Annotated in this window: 17 protein-coding genes; 7 read left to right on the top strand and 10 right to left on the bottom strand. The window is 60.0% G+C overall.

From position 1 onward, the window contains the following. Positions 1-19: 19 nt before the first annotated feature. Together B9H00_RS05765 and B9H00_RS05760 are read left to right on the top strand one after the other, a co-directional pair. Positions 20-781 carry a Mut7-C RNAse domain-containing protein gene (locus B9H00_RS05765; RefSeq protein ID WP_169713423.1) on the top strand — a complete coding sequence of 254 codons (762 nt, stop codon included), beginning with the start codon at positions 20-22 and terminating at the stop codon, positions 779-781. A gap of 107 nt (positions 782-888) precedes the next feature. Further along, entirely contained in the window at positions 889-2,211 is a 1,323-nt protein-coding gene (locus B9H00_RS05760) for an Nramp family divalent metal transporter (RefSeq protein WP_086899841.1), read from the top strand. A 56-nt stretch (positions 2,212-2,267) separates the two neighbouring features. Here B9H00_RS05760 and B9H00_RS05755 read toward each other — a convergent pair whose 3' ends face one another. The 3 genes from B9H00_RS05755 to B9H00_RS05745 all read right to left on the bottom strand — a co-directional run bounded on the left by B9H00_RS05755 (position 2,268) and on the right by B9H00_RS05745 (position 5,537). Further along, a complete protein-coding gene (locus tag B9H00_RS05755) occupies positions 2,268-3,071 on the bottom strand; it encodes a DUF1206 domain-containing protein (RefSeq protein WP_236944365.1) in 804 nt (267 codons plus the stop codon). A 74-nt stretch (positions 3,072-3,145) separates the two neighbouring features. Beyond that, entirely contained in the window at positions 3,146-3,625 is a 480-nt protein-coding gene (locus B9H00_RS05750; RefSeq protein WP_086899840.1) for a YchJ family protein, read from the bottom strand. 139 nt (positions 3,626-3,764) lie between these two features. Then, on the bottom strand, positions 3,765-5,537 hold the full coding sequence (locus B9H00_RS05745) for an META domain-containing protein (RefSeq protein ID WP_157663190.1): 1,773 nt from the start codon (positions 5,535-5,537) through the stop codon (positions 3,765-3,767). Between the two features lie 223 nt (positions 5,538-5,760). On the opposite strand from B9H00_RS05745, the gene B9H00_RS05740 reads away from it, so the two are divergent. Genes B9H00_RS05740 through B9H00_RS05730 form a run of 3 tightly spaced genes read left to right on the top strand, consistent with a single transcriptional unit; the run spans position 5,761 to position 8,422 of the window. Then, complete coding sequence (locus B9H00_RS05740) at positions 5,761-6,063, top strand: hypothetical protein (protein ID WP_236944364.1); 303 nt, start codon at positions 5,761-5,763, stop codon at positions 6,061-6,063. Continuing rightward, positions 6,060-7,517, top strand: coding sequence for a sodium:solute symporter family protein (locus tag B9H00_RS05735; RefSeq protein WP_086899838.1), 1,458 nt, complete (start codon positions 6,060-6,062; stop codon positions 7,515-7,517). The genes B9H00_RS05740 and B9H00_RS05735 overlap by 4 nt, the downstream gene beginning before the upstream one ends. Further along, entirely contained in the window at positions 7,517-8,422 is a 906-nt protein-coding gene (locus tag B9H00_RS05730) for an alpha/beta hydrolase (protein WP_211329651.1), read from the top strand. Before B9H00_RS05735 ends, B9H00_RS05730 begins: the two co-directional genes overlap by 1 nt. On the opposite strand, the gene B9H00_RS05725 is transcribed toward B9H00_RS05730, so the two are convergent. Next, the gene (locus B9H00_RS05725; RefSeq protein WP_086899837.1) at positions 8,416-10,092 is read right to left on the bottom strand and encodes a Na+/H+ antiporter; all 1,677 of its coding nucleotides are present in this window, start codon (positions 10,090-10,092) and stop codon (positions 8,416-8,418) included. The genes B9H00_RS05730 and B9H00_RS05725 overlap by 7 nt on opposite strands. A 264-nt stretch (positions 10,093-10,356) precedes the next feature. Between B9H00_RS05725 and dctP the strand changes: the two genes are divergently transcribed. After that, positions 10,357-11,409: a TRAP transporter substrate-binding protein DctP gene (dctP, locus tag B9H00_RS05720; protein WP_086899836.1), complete on the top strand. Its 1,053-nt coding sequence runs from the start codon at positions 10,357-10,359 to the stop codon at positions 11,407-11,409. Positions 11,410-11,513: 104 nt separating this feature from the next. Here the strand turns inward: dctP and B9H00_RS05715 are convergent, their stop codons facing one another. The 6 genes from B9H00_RS05715 to B9H00_RS05690 all read right to left on the bottom strand — a co-directional run bounded on the left by B9H00_RS05715 (position 11,514) and on the right by B9H00_RS05690 (position 17,872). Beyond that, positions 11,514-12,797, bottom strand: a complete 1,284-nt coding sequence (locus B9H00_RS05715; protein ID WP_086899835.1) for a TRAP transporter large permease — start codon at positions 12,795-12,797, stop codon at positions 11,514-11,516. 60 nt (positions 12,798-12,857) lie between these two features. Then, the gene (locus B9H00_RS05710; protein ID WP_086899834.1) at positions 12,858-13,478 is read right to left on the bottom strand and encodes a TRAP transporter small permease; all 621 of its coding nucleotides are present in this window, start codon (positions 13,476-13,478) and stop codon (positions 12,858-12,860) included. 89 nt (positions 13,479-13,567) lie between these two features. Beyond that, positions 13,568-15,226 (bottom strand): Na+/H+ antiporter, encoded by a 1,659-nt coding sequence (locus B9H00_RS05705; RefSeq protein WP_086899833.1) that lies wholly within the window; start codon positions 15,224-15,226, stop codon positions 13,568-13,570. Positions 15,227-15,457: 231 nt separating this feature from the next. Next, positions 15,458-16,018, bottom strand: coding sequence for a type 1 glutamine amidotransferase domain-containing protein (locus B9H00_RS05700; protein WP_086899832.1), 561 nt, complete (start codon positions 16,016-16,018; stop codon positions 15,458-15,460). A gap of 50 nt (positions 16,019-16,068) precedes the next feature. Then, entirely contained in the window at positions 16,069-16,632 is a 564-nt protein-coding gene (locus B9H00_RS05695; RefSeq protein WP_086899831.1) for a type 1 glutamine amidotransferase domain-containing protein, read from the bottom strand. A 244-nt stretch (positions 16,633-16,876) separates the two neighbouring features. Next, entirely contained in the window at positions 16,877-17,872 is a 996-nt protein-coding gene (locus B9H00_RS05690; protein ID WP_086899830.1) for an aldo/keto reductase, read from the bottom strand. A gap of 232 nt (positions 17,873-18,104) precedes the next feature. Between B9H00_RS05690 and B9H00_RS05685 the strand changes: the two genes are divergently transcribed. Continuing rightward, the gene (locus B9H00_RS05685) at positions 18,105-19,571 is read left to right on the top strand and encodes a DNA recombination protein RmuC (protein ID WP_086899829.1); all 1,467 of its coding nucleotides are present in this window, start codon (positions 18,105-18,107) and stop codon (positions 19,569-19,571) included. Positions 19,572-19,608 lie beyond the last annotated feature (37 nt).

Below are 19,608 nucleotides of genomic sequence, written 5' to 3'. Positions count from 1 at the left end.
AATGTCGAGAGTGCTGGCGATGGGTGTACAGGTACTGTTTCACGGCTGTCTCGATGACTTTCTGCCGCCTGCCGGGCGAGGGCAGCCCGCCACGCAACGCACCTCAAGGCGCACCTCGCTCAAGGATCTGGTGGAATCATTCGGTGTGCCGCATACCGAAGTCGCTGCGCTGACGCTCAATGATGTCCCGGCCGCGTTCGAGACGCTGATCGAGTCGTCGGAAAGTGATCATCACCTGATCAGGGCCTGGCCGGCCGGTGTCTCAGGCGGATGGCCGGGCGGTCATGCCCTGCAGCCGCCGCGCCCGCGTCCGGCCCGATTCGTGCTCGATGTTCACCTGGGCCGGCTGGCACGCTATCTGCGCCTGCTGGGATTTGACGTCTGCTGGCGCAATGATTTCGAGGATGAAGAGCTTGCCGATACGTCGTCGGCACAAAAGCGTATTCTGCTCACCCGGGACCGGCGCCTGTTGTATCGCCGCCAGATCGCGCATGGCTATTTTGTGCGTGCCACGGATCCATCAAGGCAGGTCGAAGAGATCTGCCAACGCTTTGAGCTGCATGACGAGATTGCCGCCTTCAAGCGCTGCGCGCGCTGTAATGGTCTTTTGATGAAGGTGGACAAGGCCTCGGTCGCGCCACTTCTGAAAGCGCGTACCCTCCATTACTACGATGATTTCTACCGATGCGCCAAATGCCGCCATGTTTATTGGCAGGGCAGCCATTTTGCACGCATGTCTGCCTGGGTCGAAGCCCTCAAACGGCCCGCCTCTGAAGGATAGGCTTCGCGAAGATGGCCCATGAAAAGACGTCCAGTTCTCTCTTTTTAACCACGGTATAATTGTATTACCCTAGTGTCGTTAAGGCCTGCTTCAACGAAGGAATCCTCATGAGCGCAAGACCCGAACAGCCGGCGTCGCTGCTGGGTACCGATATCGTGCCCGGCAGCATCAGTGTCCCCCGTGGTGGCAGTGCCTTTCGACGCTTTCTCGCTTTTTTGGGGCCGGGCGCCATGGTCTCGGTGGGCTATATCGATCCGGGCAACTGGGCGACCTCGCTGGAGGGCGGGTCACGCTTTGGCTATACGCTTTTGTGCGTCATCCTGCTGTCCAATCTGATGGCCGTGCTGCTGCAATCGCTGTGCGCGCGGCTGGGCATCGCCAGCGGCCGCGACCTGGCGCAGTGCTGTCGGGAGCACTATTCGAAACCGGTCAACATCGGGCTCTGGGCGCTGTGTGAGTTGGCGATTATTGCCACGGATCTGGCCGAGGTGATCGGCACTGCTGTGGCGCTCAAGCTTTTATTCGGTATTCCGCTGGCCTGGGGCGCGGTAATCACCATCGTGGATACGGTGGTGCTCCTGATGCTGATGCGACGCGGCTTTCGCTGGCTGGAAGCTTTCGTGATGTCGCTGATGGCGATGATCTTCGGCTGTTTCGTGATCGAGCTTGCGCTGGCACAGCCCTCGCTTGCCGGCATTGCCGACGGCTTTTTGAGCCCTGATCCCGCGATCGTGACCAACCCGCAGATGCTCTACATTGCCATTGGCATTATCGGTGCCACCGTCATGCCGCATAACCTGTATCTGCATTCGGCGCTGGTGAAGACCCGCGACTTCGAACAGCACGCGCGTGGCAAGCGTGAGGCGCTGCGCTTCGCCACGCTCGACAGCACGATTGCCCTGTCGCTGGCCCTTTTCGTCAACGCTGGCATCCTGATTCTGGCGGCTGCGGTTTTTCACAGCGCCGGCCGAACGGTGGTCGAGATCGAGGAAGCCTATGGACTTTTGAGTCCGCTACTGGGGGCCGGCATTGCCGCCACGCTTTTCGGAGTGGCGCTTCTGGCATCGGGGCTCAATTCAACCGTCACGGCAACACTGGCCGGTCAGATCGTGATGGAAGGATTTTTACAGCTGCGCATGAAACCCTGGGTGCGGCGGCTGATCACTCGAGGGCTCGCGATCCTGCCGGTGCTGTATGTGACTCAGGTTTATGGCGATCAGGGAGTAGGGCGGCTTTTGGTGTTGAGTCAGGTCGTACTGTCACTGCAGCTGCCCTTTGCGATCATTCCGCTGATCCGTTTTGTCTCGCGTCGCGACTGGATGGGAGAACTGGCGATCGGCTGGAAAATCAAAACGCTGACCTGGGCCATTGCGGGACTGATCCTGGTGCTCAACGTTCGTCTGGTCATGGAGGTCTTTCAGGGTCTTTAAGGCCCTGAAAGAGACTGGCCACCATATAAGTGAGTCCGGGTGTCGGGCTTTTTTGATCAGGCGTTCACGTTGCGAAAGCGGGCGTTGACCAGGCAGTAGCAGCCATAGGCCATCAGACCGATCGATACCAGACCCAGAAGCCACGGCCCGAAGGGTTGTTCGGCCACGGCGCGCAGGGCACCGCCCAGGCCACGAGCGTTGTCCGGGTTGGTATGGATGGCCGACAGGCACAAAAACAGGGCGATGATCATGAACACGATGCCGCGTGCGGTCAGCCCAACGCGGGAAACGTTGGCCGCAATCAAACGTTGCGTTCGGGTCATTTCATTCAGGTGCCAGTTCTTTTCATAGCTGTGATGCCAGCCGCGCCATATCTGGCGAAGCCCCACACCAAGAAAGCCGAGTCCGACCAGAAAGATGGCGACAATTCCGCCGGGATGCGACATGACCTCGCGCGTATGGCTTGAGGTAGAGCCCGAGCTGCCGCCGCTATGGAGCAGCAGTTCGACGCAGTTGATGGCGATGCCGGCGTAAATCAGTCCGCTGAGGACATAACCGAGCCGGGTCAGGATGCCTTTCCAGTCGCGACCCTTTTGTTCGGCATCAAAGATGGCCTGCACCAGGCGCCAGGCGGTATAACCAAATAGCCCGATGGCCAGCAGAGTAATGAGCACGCCACCGAAAGGCTGGGAGGCCAGTTCGCCGATGGCTTCCGAGGACCCCCCATTACTACCGCCCATGCCGAGCACTGCCATCATGGAGAGCCAGCCGATGGTGATATAAATCATGCCCTTGGCGGTATAGCCACATCGGGCTGCGATGGTCACGAGACGCTGAATGTTGCCACTGGGATGGTCCAAGCCAACTCCAAATTATCAATAATAGGCGTTACAAGGGCTTCAAGTCTGGGAAACAATGCCCGCTTTTGCCAGCGCTATCGGTTGGCACAGCACTTCTTGTATTTCCTGCCACTGCCGCATGGGCAGGGATCATTACGTCCGGCGCGAGCCATGGCGGGCGGGTCGATAACCCCATCGACATAGCGCCACTGCCCGCCACTGCGGCGAAACCGCGAGCGCTCGTGCAGCACGTGTTCCTGGCCGTCTTCCTTGTACCACGCCTTGAATTCCACCATGCCCTGGGCGCCGTGGGTACTCGTTTGCACGATCTCCAGACGTTGCCAGTCGACGGTGCGCACATTAAGCATGGCAGCGTCCTGTGGTGGTCGTCCCGGGGCGTTCTCCGCCCAGGTTCTGAACAGATACTCGCCCAGCCCGCCCAAAGCGAACGCGCTGTAGCGCGATCGCATGAGGGCTTCGGGGGTGGCAGCGATGTCCTGTTCACGGTGAAGCGGACCGCAGCAATGGTCATAGTCATGCCCGCTGCAGCAGGGGCAGATGAAATCAGGAGTCATGGGTCAAGCCTTGGGTAGTGCGCTGATCGATGCCGTGGTGGCAGGGGCGATGCCAACGACAGTGGTATGGATCAAAAAAAGACCGGCCGACAGTGTAGAGACTGTCGGCCGGATGTCGAGCGGCGGGTTAATCGGAGGATCAGGCCTGCCAGCGAGCGCTCAGCCAGCTCAGGGCACGCGAGGTGGTGGCGCGGACACCACGTTCCAGAGCGCTTTCATCCAGACGCGAGGTCGTGATGATGCTCTTGTCCTTGATGACTTCACGATCGGTCAGTTCAGGCGCTGCCTTCTTCTGATGCTGCTCGTCGGACAGGACCTTTTCCTGGGCCTGGTTGATCGGCTCACCCGAGTACAGCACCCACTGATTGCTCTCTCTGACCGCATAGGAGCGAATCTCGCGCGGAGCGGTCACGGTCATGTCAGGCAGCTGGTTTGTGGTATCGCTCTTGAGCAGGCTGGCAAACCAGGCAAGACGCGAGGTTTCAACGGCCGGCTGCCAGGGCGCATTGTCCTGCGGGCTGTGCTGGGGCGCCAGCTGCCAGCTGTCGGCACCCATCTGCTGCCACAGATCAAGACGCGGCGACTGCTGTGCCAGCGTCGGTGTCTCTACCTGCTCCAGACGAGAAGCCTGAACGACTTCCTGCGGGGCCGGTGCCATGGTGGTGGCCGCGCGCGGCGCTGGACGGCTCTGGGCAACCTGGACCGGGGCGCTCTTTGCAGGGGCCTGCTGAACCGCAGCCGGTGCCGTGCTGGCAACGATATTGCCGGTATGGATCTCTTCATTCAACGCGACAGGCGCCCGCTCGGACGCGGTATTGATCGGCTCGGCGGCAGGGGCCTGGGCGATCGTGCGTGCCGGGGCAGGGGCGATGGTGTCGCCGGTGCGAATCTCGTTGCTCACACCGATGGGTGCACGCTCGGAGGCGGTATTGATCGGCTCGACGGCGGGCGTCTGAGCGACCGTGCGTACCGGAGCAGGGGCAACAGTGTCGCCAGTAAGAATCTCGTTGCTCACGCCGATGGGGGCGCGCTCGGGAGCGGTATTGACTGGTTCAACGGCAGGCGCCTGAGCGACCGTGCGTACCGGCGCAGGGGCAACAGTGTCGCCAGTAAGAATCTCGTTGCTCACGCCAATGGGGGCGCGCTCGGGGGCGGTATTGACTGGTTCAACGGCAGGCGCCTGAGCGACCGTGCGAACCGGTGCCGGGGCGACGGTGTTACCGGTACGCAGCTCATTGTGCATGCCGATGGGCGCACGTTCGGTGACCGGTTCGGCAGGCCTTGAGGCGACAGTACGTGCCTGTGCCTGTGCCTGTGGCTGCTCGGGTGCGGCAGTCGCCGGCTCGATGGACGGCTCAGCGACGCGGGCGGCAGCGACTTTGGGCTGCTGCACACTGGCCGGCTGGCTGACAGCCTGTTCACGGGTTTCGCGTTCGATGGCGCGATCCATGGCCAGAGCGCTTTCCGTTGCGCTGGCATCCGCACTGCGCCCGGCCGGGTTCGGACCAAAGCTGGCATGCGTCAGTTGTGGATCGGAATTGGTATGCACCACCACGGCGTGAACGTTATCGCGCAAAAGCCACATGTCGCCGGTCTTGTCGAGCTTGGGTCCTCGCTTGAGGAATTCGGCAAGCACCTGCTCGCGACGATCGTCTCCGGGCTGGCAGGCCATTCGGGTCGAAGCAATCTCGCCGACTTCGAGTGTGGCGTTTTCCGGACGAGCGTTGGCGCTCAGATGGTTGCAGCCGACCCAGGCATCAAGCCGGTTGCCGGTCAGATTGACCTTGGCACCGCTGATGTTGGTCAGCGCCGTGGCGTAATAGCCTGAAGATGAAGACCCGGAACTGGCGCATCCTGCCATCAGGGTGGCCAGTGCCAGCGTTGTGAGCGTTGGCCTGAATGCGTGTCGCATTGAAACTCCTGTTGCGTTGATCATGCTACCTGTCCCGGGTAGGCGTTCGGTTTGATGAGAACATCGGCACATAAGGGTTATAGGTCGCAAGCATACCCTGGTGTGAGCGCAAAGATGTGATCGAAGTGATGATTGTTACATGCTGTGGCATCACACTGTTATCCTTCGCCTCTTTTTCGGGTTGACATGGCCCGCACCATGGGTCGTCAAATCAGGACGGGATATGACAGATCATAATATCGGCCAGGACGGCAAAACATTGCGTCAAAGGCTCATCATGCCCCGCAGCCGTCGCGCGCGGTGGCTGTTGGTGGCGTTTTTGCTGCTTCTGGCGGCCGGCTGCTGGCCGGTGATCATGCTGTTCAACCGGCCCGTGGTGGTGGCCGGTCTGCCGCTGCTGGCGCTCTGGAGCTATGTCATTGTTTTTGCAAGCGTCGCACTCATGGCGCTGGGCAATCGACTGTCAGGGCGCGAGACGACCCGGGACACGCATTATCAGTCATCAGAGGAGCCCCGGGAACCATGACGGACATGACGCCGCTGTGGTTGACGCTTTTATATATAGCACTGGCCCTTTGGATTGGCATTCGCGCACGTGGTGGACATGCCATGACGGCGCTTGAGCAGTGGGGCGTGGCCGGGCGCAGCATGAATGGCATGATGCTCTATCTGTTGATCGGGGCCGGTAGCGTCAGCGCCTATACCTTCATGGGCGCGCCAGGCTGGGCCTTCTCGCGGGGTGTGGCGGTCTTTTATGTGGTGATTTATCTCTCCTATCTGGCCGTGGTCGCCTGGTATTTTGGACCCAGGGTATGGACGCTGGGGGCGCGCTTTGGTCATGTGACCCAGGCCAGTGCCATTCGTGATCGTTTTGAAAGCACGGCACTGGGGGCGCTGGCATCACTGGTCATGGCGATCGGTACACTGGCCTATGCGGTGCTTCAAACCATGGGGGCGGCCTACATCCTGAGCGTCATGAGTGGCGGCATGATTCCGGTATGGGCCGGTGTACTCATGGTGCTGTGCGTGATGGGGAGCTATCTCTACATCAGCGGTCAGCGCGCCATCGGCATGACCAATGCCTTTCAGGGAGGCCTTATGCTGTTCGTGGCCTGGCTGGTGGGGCTATGGGCCGTGCATGACTTCACCGGTGGCTGGACAAGTGCGCCCCTTTTCGAACGCCTGGCTGCCGAACGGCCCGAGTTCATGACCCTGCCGGGCGCCAGTGGCAACATGGGGTTTGCCTTCTGGACAACGTCGATCATCGTGTCGATGCTCTCCTTTCTGCCGCCGGTCTGGACGCAGTGGATGAGCGCGCGTTCGCGCGAGACCATCCGCCGCTCGGCGACCTGGCTGCCCACCTACTATGTGGTCATTCTGCCCATGGTGGTGGTGGGCTTTATTGGCATCTTTACGCTGCCAGAGCTGTCGCGCGCCGATACCGTGGCGCTCGAGATGGCGATGCAGACCATGCCGGCCTGGCTGACCGGGCTTCTGGGGGCGGGTACGCTGGCGGCGGCGATGTCTTCCTGTGAGCCCTTCGTTCATTCGGTGGCACTGTCGATCACCCGGGATGTCATTCAGCCGACGCTGCGGCTTGATGATGATTTCACCGCGCGTCTGGCGCGCTGGATGCTTTTTCCGGTGCTGGCGCTGGTGGCAGTGCTCGCCATCAGCGAACCCGGCAATCTGGTGATGATCCTGCTGGTCGGGCTGGGCTTTGCTGCTCAGGTGCTGCCGGCGTTTATTGGCATGTTCTTCTGGTTCGGTGCAACCCGCAGCGGGGTCATGGCAGGCCTTCTGGCCGGGTTTGCAGTGACGTTTGCCCTGACAGTGATCTGGCCCAATCCGCTGGGTGTACATGCCGGTTTCTGGGGGCTTTTGCTCAACCTGCCGCTGTTTGTCGCGGTCTCACGGCGTACTCGCTCGGCTTCCGAAGAGACGCTGCAACGGTTTTATGAGGTGGCACGACAACCCTGATGATAAGCAATCAATGCCGACTGACATGGCGCTGGTGGTGGCTGCTGCTGTGGATGCCGCTACTGGCCGGCTGTTCGGGCGTGGAGGTCATCAACGCTCTGACGCCTGCGGGGCAGACGCAAGCGTTCGATTCGATCGCCTACGGTGAACTGCCGCGCCAGCGTCTGGACATCTACCGTCCACAGGGCGCCGATGGCCATGCCCCGGTGGTGGTGTTTCTTTATGGCGGGACATGGCGAGAAGGTGAGCGTCAGGACTACCGCTTTGTGGGTCGGGCGCTGGCGTCACGCGGTATCGTGACCGTTGTGGCCGACTACCGGCTTTATCCCGAGGTGCGATATCCGGACTTTGTCGAGGACAGCGCCAGGGTGCTGGCCTGGAGCCATCGCCATATTGACCAGTATGGCGGTGACCCGCACCGACTTTTCGTCATGGGACACAGTGCCGGGGCCTATAACGCCGCCATGGTCGCACTGGACCCGCGCTGGCTGGCGGCGCAGTCGCTGTCACCCGACATTCTGGCCGGCTGGATCGGTCTGGCCGGGCCCTATGACTTTCTCCCGATCACCAATGAAGATGCCCGTCCGGTCTTCGATTGGCCACATACTTCCAGTGACACCCAGCCCATCAACCACGTGAGTGATCGATCACCGCCAGCACTTTTGATGGCCTCGCACCGCGATACCACGGTCAATCCGATTCGCAATACGGCCGGCATGGCCCGCGCCCTGCGTGCCCATGGGGTCGCGGTGACCGAAGATTACGCCGATCGCACCAGCCACGTGACGCTGATTGCCTCACTGGCCTGGCCCCTGCGCTGGCTGGGGCCGGTCCTTGATGATATCGACACGTTCGTTCATGACACCCCGCCTCGCACAAATACCGGAGCGGACAACGCTCAGTGATGGGCGTGGCCGGTATCGCCGGTCAGTGCCGTTTCGGCCAGATCCACCTCCCGCACCAGCTTTCGCAGCACGTCATCGTTGATGTGATGCTTGCCGCGCAGACGATAGTACTCGCGGCGCTCGGCGCGTAGCGCTTCGACCCGGGTTTCCCGCTCCAGCGAACGAATTGCTTCAAGTCTTGGCGTGGGAACGGTGGTGTCGCCCAGCTCAAGACGCTGCCGATACCAGGTCATCAGCTGTGATCTGATGTCGTTGAAGGCAATGATGAACTCTTCACTGTGATGTTCCCGGGTAAAGGTTTCCGCCCGCTGATGGTGGAAGTCCTCGATGCGCCGGATGGCGGCTTCGGCTGCGGCGATCCGGGCGCGGCGTTCCTCTTCAAACTCATGGGTGTCGCGGGGCAGGTCGAGGTTTTTCAACACCAGCGGCAGGCCGATACTGCCGGTGATCAGGGTGAACATGATCACGCCGGTGGCCAGAAAGATCAGCAGTTCGCGCGCCGGAAAGGGCGTGCCGTCATTCATCAGCTGTGGCAGTGACAGTGCCGCGGCCAGTGTGATGGTACCGCGAATGCCGGCAAGCGTTGCCGCCAGCATCACCCGCATCGAGATGGCGGCGCGCCGCTCCTTTGAAAAACGCCGCTGAAGCCAGGTGGCGCTTAGAATCCAGACAAACCGCGACAGCAGCAGCGCGATCGAGATGACGGCCACGTAGCCCAGAAGGCGCAGAAATTCGTAGTTGCCCACGTCATGCAGCGAGTGATCAAGCGCCCCGCCCACGATATCCGGCAGCTGAAAACCCAAGAGCAGAAAAACCAGGGCGTTGAGCGTGAACTCCAGCATCTCCCAGACGCTTTTGGTCTGCATACGCATGTTGACCTGGCTTTCGCGTTTCAGATCCGTGCGGTTGATGACCATGCCGGCCGCCACGGCGGCCAGAATGCCGGACATGCCGAAATGCTCGGCCAGCAGATAGGCGGCAAAGGGCAGAAGCAGCAGAAGCAGCAGGATCTGAATGGTCGAGCCTTCACCCAGATGACGCTCGATCAGTCGCGTGCGGATCACGTTGAAGACCAGCGCCATCAGCGCACCGACAAAAAGCCCGCCGATGGAGATGATGAAAAAGCCCAGCGTGGCCTGCGTCACCGAAAAGGTGCCGGTCAGTGCGGCGGCGACCGCAAACTTGAAGGCCACCAGACCCGAGGCATCGTTCATCAGCGATTCGCCTTCCAGAATGCGCATCAGTCGTGGTGGCACCGGCAGACGCCCCGAAATGGCCGAGACTGCCACCGCATCGGTCGGTGAGAGAATGGCAGCAAGGGCAAAGCAGACCGGCAGGGCCAATGCCGGAAACAGCCAGTGGATGAAGGCCCCCACGCCCAGTACGGTAAAGAGCACCAGCCCCAGCGCCAGTGCCAGAATCGGCCCGCGCAGCACCATGAATTCGCGCTGGGGAAAGCGTCTGGCATCGGCAAACAGCAGCGGGGCAATAAACACCAGCAAAAAGAGCTCGGGTTCGAGCTCCACATTCAAGCCGATGCCCGGCAGGGCCAGCAGCACGCCAAAGGCAATCTGCACCAGCGGGGTAGGCAGTGCAGGCAGGAAACGGGCCGCGACACCGGTAGCAGAGGCGATCAGCAGCAGTATCAATACAAGAAAGACGGCATCCATGGGGTCAGATTATCTATTGGACTAAAGAGGCGTCATGAGTGACGAGGCTGGGCAGCATATCGTATTTCATGAAGCAACAAGGAGAACCGACAGCATGACACGTCAGGTCATGGGCGAGCCCGGGTGGTCAAAAAAAGGAAGCTCAAAGCTGTGATACAGTAAGTTTCCTTCGACAGATAGGTATCAATTCCTGTTACTCGATTTGACAGGGAGATACCGCTGTCCTGTTCTGAAATCGGATAAACAACTACTAAAGGTATCCGTATGCAGATTCGTAATGTCGTGACCGGAGTGTTTGCCCTCTCGATGATGGGTGCAGCAACTTCTGCGCTTGCCGATACCTGGCGCTTTGGCCTTGAGGAGACTGAAGGGAGTGTCCAGTACGCCTATGCAGAAGCCTTCAAGGATCTGATCGAAGAAAAAAGTGACGGAGACATCACTGTCCAGATCCTTCCCTACGGGGTCTGGGGGTCCAATTACTCGGCGTTGTATGACGCGTTGCAAAGTGGTGCCATCCCCATCTCCTTCGGCTCGGGTTTTCTGGGCGGCACAGTACCGGAAAGTCAGTTGATGAGCCTCAACTACGTGATGCCCAACGATCAGCTGGAAACCGCCGAGATACTCAATTCTGATGCCTTCATGCAAAGCGATGCGTGGCAGCAATCGTTTCGCAGTCGAGGACTGGTGCCGCTGGCCGCCGTACCTGAAGGCTTCCAGGTATGGACCGCCAACAAGGAAATTCGTACGCCCGAGGACATGAAGGGCCTGCAGATTCGCGTCATGGACAACAGCCTGCTGCGCGCCACCTATCAGGCCTATGGCGCCGCGCCCATTACCATCGCCTACGGCGAGCTCTATAGCGCCCTACAACAGGGTCAGGCCGAAGGCAATATCCAGCCGGTCTTTGCTCATGAAAACATGGGCTTTTATGAAGTGCAGGACTATATGATCTTTGCCGAGCAGGCACAGTTTATCGGCAATCTGATCGCCAATCAGGACTGGTACGAAGCGCTGCCTGACGATCAGCAGGAAATGCTGCAGTCCACGCTGGATGAAATGGTCCAAAAGGGAAACGACATCCAGACGCAGTTCAACGCCGAGCGTCTTGAGACCATCAAGGACAACAGCGACATCAAGATCATTCACCTTGATGAGCAAGAGCGCAGTCGCTTCCGTGAGCTGGCCCGCCCGGTTCGGCAGGTCTATGTCGACATGGTCGGTGAGCGTGGCAAGCAGGCCCTGGATATCCTGCTCAAACAGGTCGAGGAGAGCAAATCCGGCTCCAGCGACAATGACAGCGGTCATCAGTCCTCCTGAGCCAGCCCAGACTCATGTTGAAATGACAACGCCCGCAGGCAATCGCCTGCGGGCGTTTTTCATGGAGTGCCGGACAGGATCATTATCCGGCGTCAGTCGCGTGTTCAGTCACCGCCGAGCGAGGGCAGCAGCAGCGAGATCTGTGGAAAGACGATCAGAATCAGCGTGGCCAGCAACAGGACGAGAATAAAGGGTGGCGTGCCTCGAATGACCTCCAGATAGGGGCGACGAAAGACGGCGATGGCCGTAAAGATATCGCAGCCAAAGGGAGGTGTGGCCGAACCGATAGCCGCCTGAAGCGTCACGATGACCCCGACATGCACCGGGTCCAGCCCGGTCGACTGCACCAGCGGTTTGAAAATGGGCACCAGAATCAGGATGACCACAATGGGGTCGACAAACATGCAGCCAATAAAGAAGGCCACGGCAATCAGAAGCAGCGCCAGAAACTGACTGTCTCCGATGCTCTCGATGATTGGTCCCAGAATCTGCTGGGGAACGCCCGCCGTTGCCAGTGCCTGAGAAAAGGCCGCACCGATCGCCACCAGAATGAAGACCACAGCGGTAATCATGCCGGTCGAGAGCGCCAGACTGCCAAGCTCACGAATCCTGACCTGTCGATAGATCACCACTTCCAGCAGCAGGGCATAGGCCACCGCCACGGCCGAGGCTTCAACGGCGCTGAAAAATCCTCCATAGATTCCGCCCACCACCAGTATCGGAAAGCCCAGCGGGAGGATGACGCGACGAAGCGCACGTCCTCGTTCACGCCATGAGGCCTTCGGGTCGGGTTCAATGCCCTTTAGACGAGAATCGATCCAGCAGTAGAGCGAAAACATGACCATGATCAAAAGCCCCGGCAGGATGCCGGCCAGAAAGAGATCACCGATCGAGGTCTGCATCGCCACGCCATAGATAATGAAGCCGATGCTGGGCGGAATCAGCAGGGCCACATCACTGGCATTGATGATCAGAGCCAGCGTAAAAGCGTCGGAATATCCTTTCTGAAGCAGGCGAGGGCGCATCGGTCCGCCCATGGCTACGACGGTGGCCTGAGTGGAGCCTGAAACGGCCCCAAACAGGGCACAGGATGCGGCAGTAGTGATGGGAAGACCGCCACGCAGGTGGCGCGTAAAGACATCGACCACATCCAGCAGTCGATTGGCGGTGTGGCCCTTGGTCAAAATATCCGCGGCAAAAATGAACATGGGCACGGCGGCCAGTACCCAGCTGCCGACCCCATTGATCATCCAGCTGACCGCCTGGTCTGGGCCAAAAAAGGTCATTCCGGTAAACATCATGTAAAGCGTGCCGGCCGCCAGGGGGACCATCATGGGAAACCCCAACAGCAGCAGCACGAGCATGAGCACACCAAGCCCTATCAGCATGATCCTTCCCCTTGCATTGTTGTCATCAGTTTGTGGTTGCAAGCGCCATATAGATGGTGATCAATCGCGAGTCGTGTCGGCACCCTCGTTTTCGCTGTCGGGCAGCGGCGCATCGTTGTAACCCTCCTGTTCCGTAAGAGAGCGCCAGATGCCGGGGGTGGTCAGGTTACGAATGACTGTCAGGACATATTGAATGCCGGCGAGCGCAAAACCGATGGGGAGGGCGAGATAAACGATCCACAGCGGCATCTGCAGTGAGGCGCTGGTACGGCCGCGGTCATGGATGGTGATGACATACTCGATGGATTTGTAGCTGAAGTAGAACATCAAAAGCGCCGTTCCCAGACAGATCAGTATCAGAAGGGCCTTGCGGCGCTGGCCACTGAGCTGTTCATAAAACGCTGACATGCTGATGTGTCGGGCGTGACGGGCGGCATAGCCGACACCGACAAAGGTAATGATCACGATCAGCATCTCGGTCATTTCATAAGTACCGGTGATGCCCTGACCAAGGACAATGTTGCCCACGACATGAGCGCTCATCAAAAGCGCCATGACGAGAATGCTGCCGGCAACGATGGTTTTTTCGATCAGGCCCAGTCCGCGATCCAGCATCAGCAGGGTGCGCAGCAGTGCACTCGAGTGTTGATCATCACTTTTTAAGGAAGAGGTCTGGCTCATGAGTCTTTATCCTTGTTGTGAAGAGCACATCTCAGACAATACAGCCTTGCCTCTTTATAACAAGGGGCGGGCCGATCTCCAGCATCGTCCTATCGGGTGCCGGGAGCCAGCGCCATTTCGACCAGGTCCAGCTCGCGTACCAGCCGTCGCAGGGTGTGATCATCGATCTGATGCGTCGAGCGCAGCCGATAGTATTCGCGCCGCTCGGCGCGTATGGCCGCCAGACGCATCTCTCGGGAAAAGCGCTGGTCATATTCGTGTCGTTCGGAGCTTGAACGCTTGTCATTAATGGTGATCAGGTTGCGGTAGTAGCCGATCATGCGGGCGCTGGTCTCGGTCAGCACCGAGCGTTCAAGCTCCGTGTCATGGCGCTTTTGTGCGTCGCTGTACCAGCTCTCGATGGCCTCGATGGCGGCAAGTGAGGCGGCATGACGCGCCGAGCGGGCCTCTTCATCGCGCCAGCTGTCATCGGGCTGTTCCATGCGGCGCAAAAGCAGCGGCAGAACAACGCTGCCCAGCAGCAGGGTAAAAAGAATGACCCCGGTGGCCAGAAAGATCACCAGCTCGCGTCCGGGAAAGGCCCCGCCACCAGGCAGCGTCAGCGGCAGCGACAGCGCAGCGGCCAGCGTGATGGTGCCGCGAATGCCGGCCACCGTCCCAATGGCCATGATGCGACTGGACAGGGGCACATGCGCCGAGCGCCGCCGCCGTGATGATAGCCTCGACAGATAGACCGCCCCCATGATCCAGAAAAGACGCAGCAGCATCAGGGCCAGCGAGATCACGACCACATAAAACGCCAGTTCCGGCAGACTGAAGCTGCGCACGTTATTGAGTGATACCTCGATGGCCCCGCCAATGATGTCTGGCAACTGCAGACCCAGCAGCAAAAAGACCATCGCATTGAGTAAAAAGGTCAGAATTTCCCAGAAATGGTTCATCTGCATGCGGGTGCGGGTCTGGGCGTAGCGCTTGAGTTCGGTGCGGTTGATGGTAAGGCCGGCCGAGACGGCCGCCATGATGCCCGAGCCTTCAAAATGCTCGGCAATCAGGTAGGCCGCAAAGGGGATCGTCAACATGACCAGCAGGATTTCGGTGGAAGACTCGGTGCCGCGCCGGTCGATCAGCTTGCGGCGGATGGTCGAGAAGAGAAAGGCCAGCGCAATCCCGACCGAGATGCCGACAAAAGTGATCAGGGCAAACTGCAGGCTGACCTGACCAAAGGAGAAGGCGCCGGTCATGGCCGCGGCCACGGCAAACTTGAGCGATACCAGCGCCGAGGCATCGTTCATCAACGACTCGCCTTCAAGAATATGCATCAGGCGCGGCGGGATGCCCAGCTGGCCGGAAATGGCAGATACCGCTACGGCATCAGTGGGAGAGAGGATGGCGGCCAGGGCAAAACAGACGGCCAGCGGCAGGTTGGGCAGCAGCCAGTGAATCAGGAAGCCGGCGCACACCACGGTAAACAGCACCAGGCCCACGGCCAGCGCGATGATCGGGTGGCGCAGCGAGGTCAGTTCTCGCTGGGGAAACTGCCAGGCATCGGCAAACAGCAGCGGCGGCACAAACAGCAGCATGAAGGTCTCGGGCTCAAGGCTGATGTCCAGCGGTGTTTCCAGCCAGGCCAGCAGGGCGCCTATCGCGATCTGCAAAATGGGCAGGGGAATGCGTGGGACAAAGCGTGCCAGTATGCCGCTGCCGGCGGCCACCAGAATCAGCGCCAGTGCCAGTAAAACAATATGCATCAAGGACTTCCTGTCACGTGGTTCCTGCCTTTTTGATGGGCACCTGAACAATTGGTTGCATCGACCCCGACCTCAGGTGATACCTCCGAATCCTGTGGGATCATGATGCCATTGCGACAGAGACGCTCCGGCGTTGTCCCTGTCCATGATCACATACAAAAAAACCGGCATCTCACAAGAGATGCCGGCCGCGATCAACCCTTCGTGCGTATCACACACGAAATGGCGATATCAGGCGTGCTGGTTGCGGTGACGCCCTTCCTTGATCTCTTCAATCAACTTGTTGTTGAAGGCGTTGAGATCCTTTGGCGTGCGGCTGGTGACCAGCGCGCTGTCACAGACCACTTCGCTGTCTTCCCACTGGGCGCCGGCGTTTTTCAGATCCTGCGCAATGGTGGGGACGGACGTCATGCGTCGACCGTCGACCACCTCGGCGCTGATCAGAATCCATGGAGCGTGGCAGATCGCGCCTACCGGCTTGCCGGCCTTGAAGAAATCGCGCACGAAACTCAGTGCCGGTTCGCTGGTGCGTAGGGTATCCGGATTGAAATGACCACCCGGCAGCATCAGTGCATCATAATCGTCGGCGCTGACTTCATCGAGCACCTTGTCGACCGGATACTTATCGCCCCAGTCGGTTTCCGCCCAGGCCTTGATGCCGTCTTTCTTCAGTGACACGACGTGCACTTCAATGCTTTGCGCTTCCAGTGCCTTTTTCGGCGAGGAAAGCTCGGACTCTTCAAAACCGTCGGTGGCCAGAATGGCAACCTTGGTACCTTTTAGTTCGCTCATGTCAGAACACTCCTTATCCTGGACATTGGAGGGTAGATATCGGTGGCGTCTTACGCGTGCTGCTTGCGATGACGGCCTTCATGAATCTCTTCGATCAGCTTGCTGCAAAAGGCATCCAGATCCTTCGGCAGACGGCTGGTGACAAGAGCGCTATCGCAGACGACCTCACTGTCTTCCCACTTCGCGCCGGCATTTTCCAGATCCTTGCGAAGCGACGGAACCGAAGTCATGCGGCGACCCTCGACCACGCCTGCGTTGATCAGTGTCCAGGCCGCGTGGCAGATGGCGGCTACCGGCTTGCCTTCCTTGAAGAAATCGCGGGCGAAGGTCAGCGCCTTCTCATTGGTGCGCAGGTTATCCGGGTTGAGGACGCCGCCCGGCAGTACCAGCGCGTGGTAGTCGTGCGAGCTGACTTCATCGAGGCTCTTGTCGACGGGATAGTCCTCACCCCATTGGGTTTCGGCCCAGGCACGAATCGTGCCGCGTTCGGGGGCGACAATGTGTACTTCGATGCCCTCGGCGGTCAGCGTGGCCCTGGGTACGGCCAGCTCCGACTCTTCAAAGCCGTCGGTAGCCATAATCGCGACGCGAACGCCCATTAGATCCTGACTCATGTTTCTCCCCCAATCCTTTGGTGGTTTCAATATGTGCCTTTAAATGACTTGCGGTCGATGAAAAGGCATTTCAAGGGTACTGCCTGCACTGCCGTGGTGATGGGCAGTTTTCTGTCATGGACCAGGTCCAGAACATCTTTTAGACAGGTCGCCGGCGAGTCGCTGCTCACCGACAGCCCGAACAGGATGACGTCTCGTTCCTCTTCGGCGGCGCCATCCTGTCCAGCAACACCTTCATGTCGCCTTACGCCTCGTTCCTCGTCGGCGGCGCCATGAACTCCGGCCCGACCGGGTCAGTGATGCACTCCGAGAGAATGGCATCGATGTCACGCATGGCCTTGTCATCGAGTGACCAGCCCATGACCTCGTTGGCCGGGTCGAGCTGGTCCGGGCGACGGGCACCCCACAGCGCCACCGAGACGCCGGGCTGATCGAGCAGCCAGCGCAGGGCCAGATGCAGAACACGTTTGTTATAGTGCTCCTGGGCATAGGCATCGAGCTTTTCGACCGCGCTGATGTACTGCTCAAACCGCGGCGACTGGAATTTCGGGTCGCTGTTGCGCAGATCATCACCATTGAAGGTGGTGTCGCGGTTCATCTTGCCGGAGAGCAGGCCTCGGCACAGGGCGCCATAGGTCAGAGTGCCCACACCGTCTTCGCGAATGGCCGGCAGGATGTCGTGCTCGATCTCGCGTTCAAACAGGTTGTAGGGCGGCTGCATGGTGGAGAGCGGGCAGATCTCCTGGAAAGCACGCATCTGTTCGACCGAGAAGTTAGAGACCCCCACAGCCCGGATCTTGCCGCTGTCCTTCAGTTCACGCAGTACGGTGGCGGCTTCCTCGAGTTCAACGGTCGGGTCCGGCCAGTGCAGCTGATAAAGATCGATATAGTCGGTCTGCAGTCGCTTGAGGCTGTCGTTGATTTCCTGCTCGATGCGTCCACGGCTGGCATCGCGATAGGGGCCGTCTTCGTTCCAGTTCAGGCCACACTTGGTCGCCAGCACCGCCTTGTCACGAATGCCGCCTTCCTTGAGCGCCTTGCCGACCAGGCGCTCGGATTCGCCAAAGCCATAGACCGCGGCAGTATCGATGCAGGTAATGCCGCGCTCGACGGCACTCTGGACGGTCGCAATGGACTGCTTTTCGTCGGTGCCGCCCCATTTCCAGCCACCAATGGCCCAGGTGCCGAGTGCAATGCGAGAAGGCCTGAGATCACTGTTGGGGAGTTGAATCGTTTCCATCGAAAGGTTACCTCCTTGAGACGCTGATTTTTGAAGCAGGGCCTGATCATGATTAGGCCGCTATGAAAATCGTCACTCAAGGGTAGACGCCGCTTCGCCATCCTGCATGCAGCTGACGCTAATCAAGCCCCTGTCTCACGGGTGCACGGCCCCCCGGGCTCGGTTAAGCTGACGTCTCGTTGATGTTGTCCTGTCTCGCTGGAAGTTCGTTTGTCATGAATAGTGACCTGCCATGAATAGTGCTGTGCTGATCTCTTTTGCAGTGACGGCACTGGCTGTTGCCGCACTCATTGCCCTGTGGCGGCGTGGCCAGCACCAGCGCACGCTGGTGGAAACGCTTGAGGAGGAACTTGAGCGTCTGCGTGAGCAGGTTGGCGATACCGAGCGCATGCTGGCCGAGCGTGAGGCCCTGCTCGAGCGGGAGCAGACCCATACTCAGGAGCTTCGGGCTCAGCTGTCACAGCGTGAACATCGGCTGGCCGAGGTCAACGATGCGCTATCGGATTACCGTGAGCGTACGACGCGGCTGGAAGTGGAAAAGCAGCGGGATACGGCTCATTTCGAAGAGCGCCTGAGCCTTCTGGGCAGCGCGCGTCAGGAGCTGACCCATGAGTTCGAGCGCCTGGCCGGGCGTATCTTTGATGAGCGTCAGCAGCAGTTTTCCCGCCACTCCCGGGAAAGCGTCAGCGCCCTGATGACGCCGGTAAGCGAACAGATCGAGCAGTTTCGGGCCCGCCTTGAAACCCTGCACGGCGAGCAGCAGCAGGGGCGCACCCAGCTTTCCACCCAGCTGGAGTCTCTGGCCGGGCTGAATCGTCAGATGAGTGAGGACGCCAGCAATCTGACCCGGGCCCTCAAGGGCGACAGCAAGTCGCAGGGCAACTGGGGCGAGCTGATTCTTGAGCGGGTGCTGGAGCGCTCCGGGCTGCGACAGGGCATCGAGTATGAGCGCGAAGTCGTGCTGACCCATGACCAGGGTCGATCACGCCCGGATGCCGTGATCTATCTGCCCGAGTCGCGTCATCTGATCATCGATGCAAAGGTGTCGCTGACCGCCTGGAGCGAAGTGGTGGCGGCCGAAAACGACGCGGCTCGCGAGCAGGCCATGCGCCGACACTTGCGTTCGGTACGCAGCCACATCGAGACACTGTCCGACAAGGGCTACGCGCGCCTGCCGGGGCTCAACGCACCGGACATGGTGTTTTTGTTCATGCCCATCGAACCCGCCTTTGCCGCGGTGTTCGAGCATGATGACCGCCTCTTTCATGAAGCCTTTGATCGCCATGTCGTGCTGGTGACGCCTTCCACGCTGCTGGCCAGTCTGCGCACGGTGGCCGGCCTCTGGCGGCTGGAACGCCAGAACGACAACGCACGCGACATTGTCGCGCGTGCCGAAAAACTGCTGGAGAAATGCCACGGCTTCGTGACCAGCATGGAGGAAGTGGGCACGCACCTGGAGCGTGCCGCCGGTAGCCATCGTCAGGCGATGAACCGCCTGCGTGACGGCCAGGGCAGCCTGATTGCTCAGGCCGGCCGGCTCAACGCGCTGGGTGTTCGCAATCGCAAGCCCTGGCCCGAGAGCGTCAGCGAGAGTGCCCGCTCGGGCCGTGACGCACAGGCGTCACAGCAGGCCGAGCGTCATGGTGCGCTTTCAACGCCCGGCAGTGACCGCGAGACGCTACGCTTTGACGAAGACTGAGCCTTGATAAGGATCGAGTGGGTCAGGCATCGATTAA

This window comes from Kushneria marisflavi (assembly GCF_002157205.1).
Lineage (GTDB): Bacteria > Pseudomonadota > Gammaproteobacteria > Pseudomonadales > Halomonadaceae > Kushneria > Kushneria marisflavi.
The sequence above is the reverse complement of the archived record's forward strand: the minus strand, read 5'-3'. Positions and strand labels throughout refer to the sequence as shown.

Coding starts and splice junctions, on each gene's coding strand:
- B9H00_RS05695 (WP_086899831.1), bottom strand. CDS start 16,632: ATGAGTCAGGATCTAATGGGCGTTCGCGTCGCGATTATGGCTACCGAC.
- B9H00_RS05735 (WP_086899838.1), top strand. CDS start 6,060: ATGACGGACATGACGCCGCTGTGGTTGACGCTTTTATATATAGCACTG.
- B9H00_RS05730 (WP_211329651.1), top strand. CDS start 7,517: ATGATAAGCAATCAATGCCGACTGACATGGCGCTGGTGGTGGCTGCTG.
- B9H00_RS05760 (WP_086899841.1), top strand. CDS start 889: ATGAGCGCAAGACCCGAACAGCCGGCGTCGCTGCTGGGTACCGATATC.
- dctP (WP_086899836.1), top strand. CDS start 10,357: ATGCAGATTCGTAATGTCGTGACCGGAGTGTTTGCCCTCTCGATGATG.
- B9H00_RS05745 (WP_157663190.1), bottom strand. CDS start 5,537: ATGCGACACGCATTCAGGCCAACGCTCACAACGCTGGCACTGGCCACC.
- B9H00_RS05710 (WP_086899834.1), bottom strand. CDS start 13,478: ATGAGCCAGACCTCTTCCTTAAAAAGTGATGATCAACACTCGAGTGCA.
- B9H00_RS05690 (WP_086899830.1), bottom strand. CDS start 17,872: ATGGAAACGATTCAACTCCCCAACAGTGATCTCAGGCCTTCTCGCATT.
- B9H00_RS05740 (WP_236944364.1), top strand. CDS start 5,761: ATGACAGATCATAATATCGGCCAGGACGGCAAAACATTGCGTCAAAGG.
- B9H00_RS05750 (WP_086899840.1), bottom strand. CDS start 3,625: ATGACTCCTGATTTCATCTGCCCCTGCTGCAGCGGGCATGACTATGAC.
- B9H00_RS05700 (WP_086899832.1), bottom strand. CDS start 16,018: ATGAGCGAACTAAAAGGTACCAAGGTTGCCATTCTGGCCACCGACGGT.
- B9H00_RS05705 (WP_086899833.1), bottom strand. CDS start 15,226: ATGCATATTGTTTTACTGGCACTGGCGCTGATTCTGGTGGCCGCCGGC.
- B9H00_RS05765 (WP_169713423.1), top strand. CDS start 20: ATGGGTGTACAGGTACTGTTTCACGGCTGTCTCGATGACTTTCTGCCG.
- B9H00_RS05715 (WP_086899835.1), bottom strand. CDS start 12,797: ATGCTGATAGGGCTTGGTGTGCTCATGCTCGTGCTGCTGCTGTTGGGG.
- B9H00_RS05685 (WP_086899829.1), top strand. CDS start 18,105: ATGAATAGTGCTGTGCTGATCTCTTTTGCAGTGACGGCACTGGCTGTT.
- B9H00_RS05725 (WP_086899837.1), bottom strand. CDS start 10,092: ATGGATGCCGTCTTTCTTGTATTGATACTGCTGCTGATCGCCTCTGCT.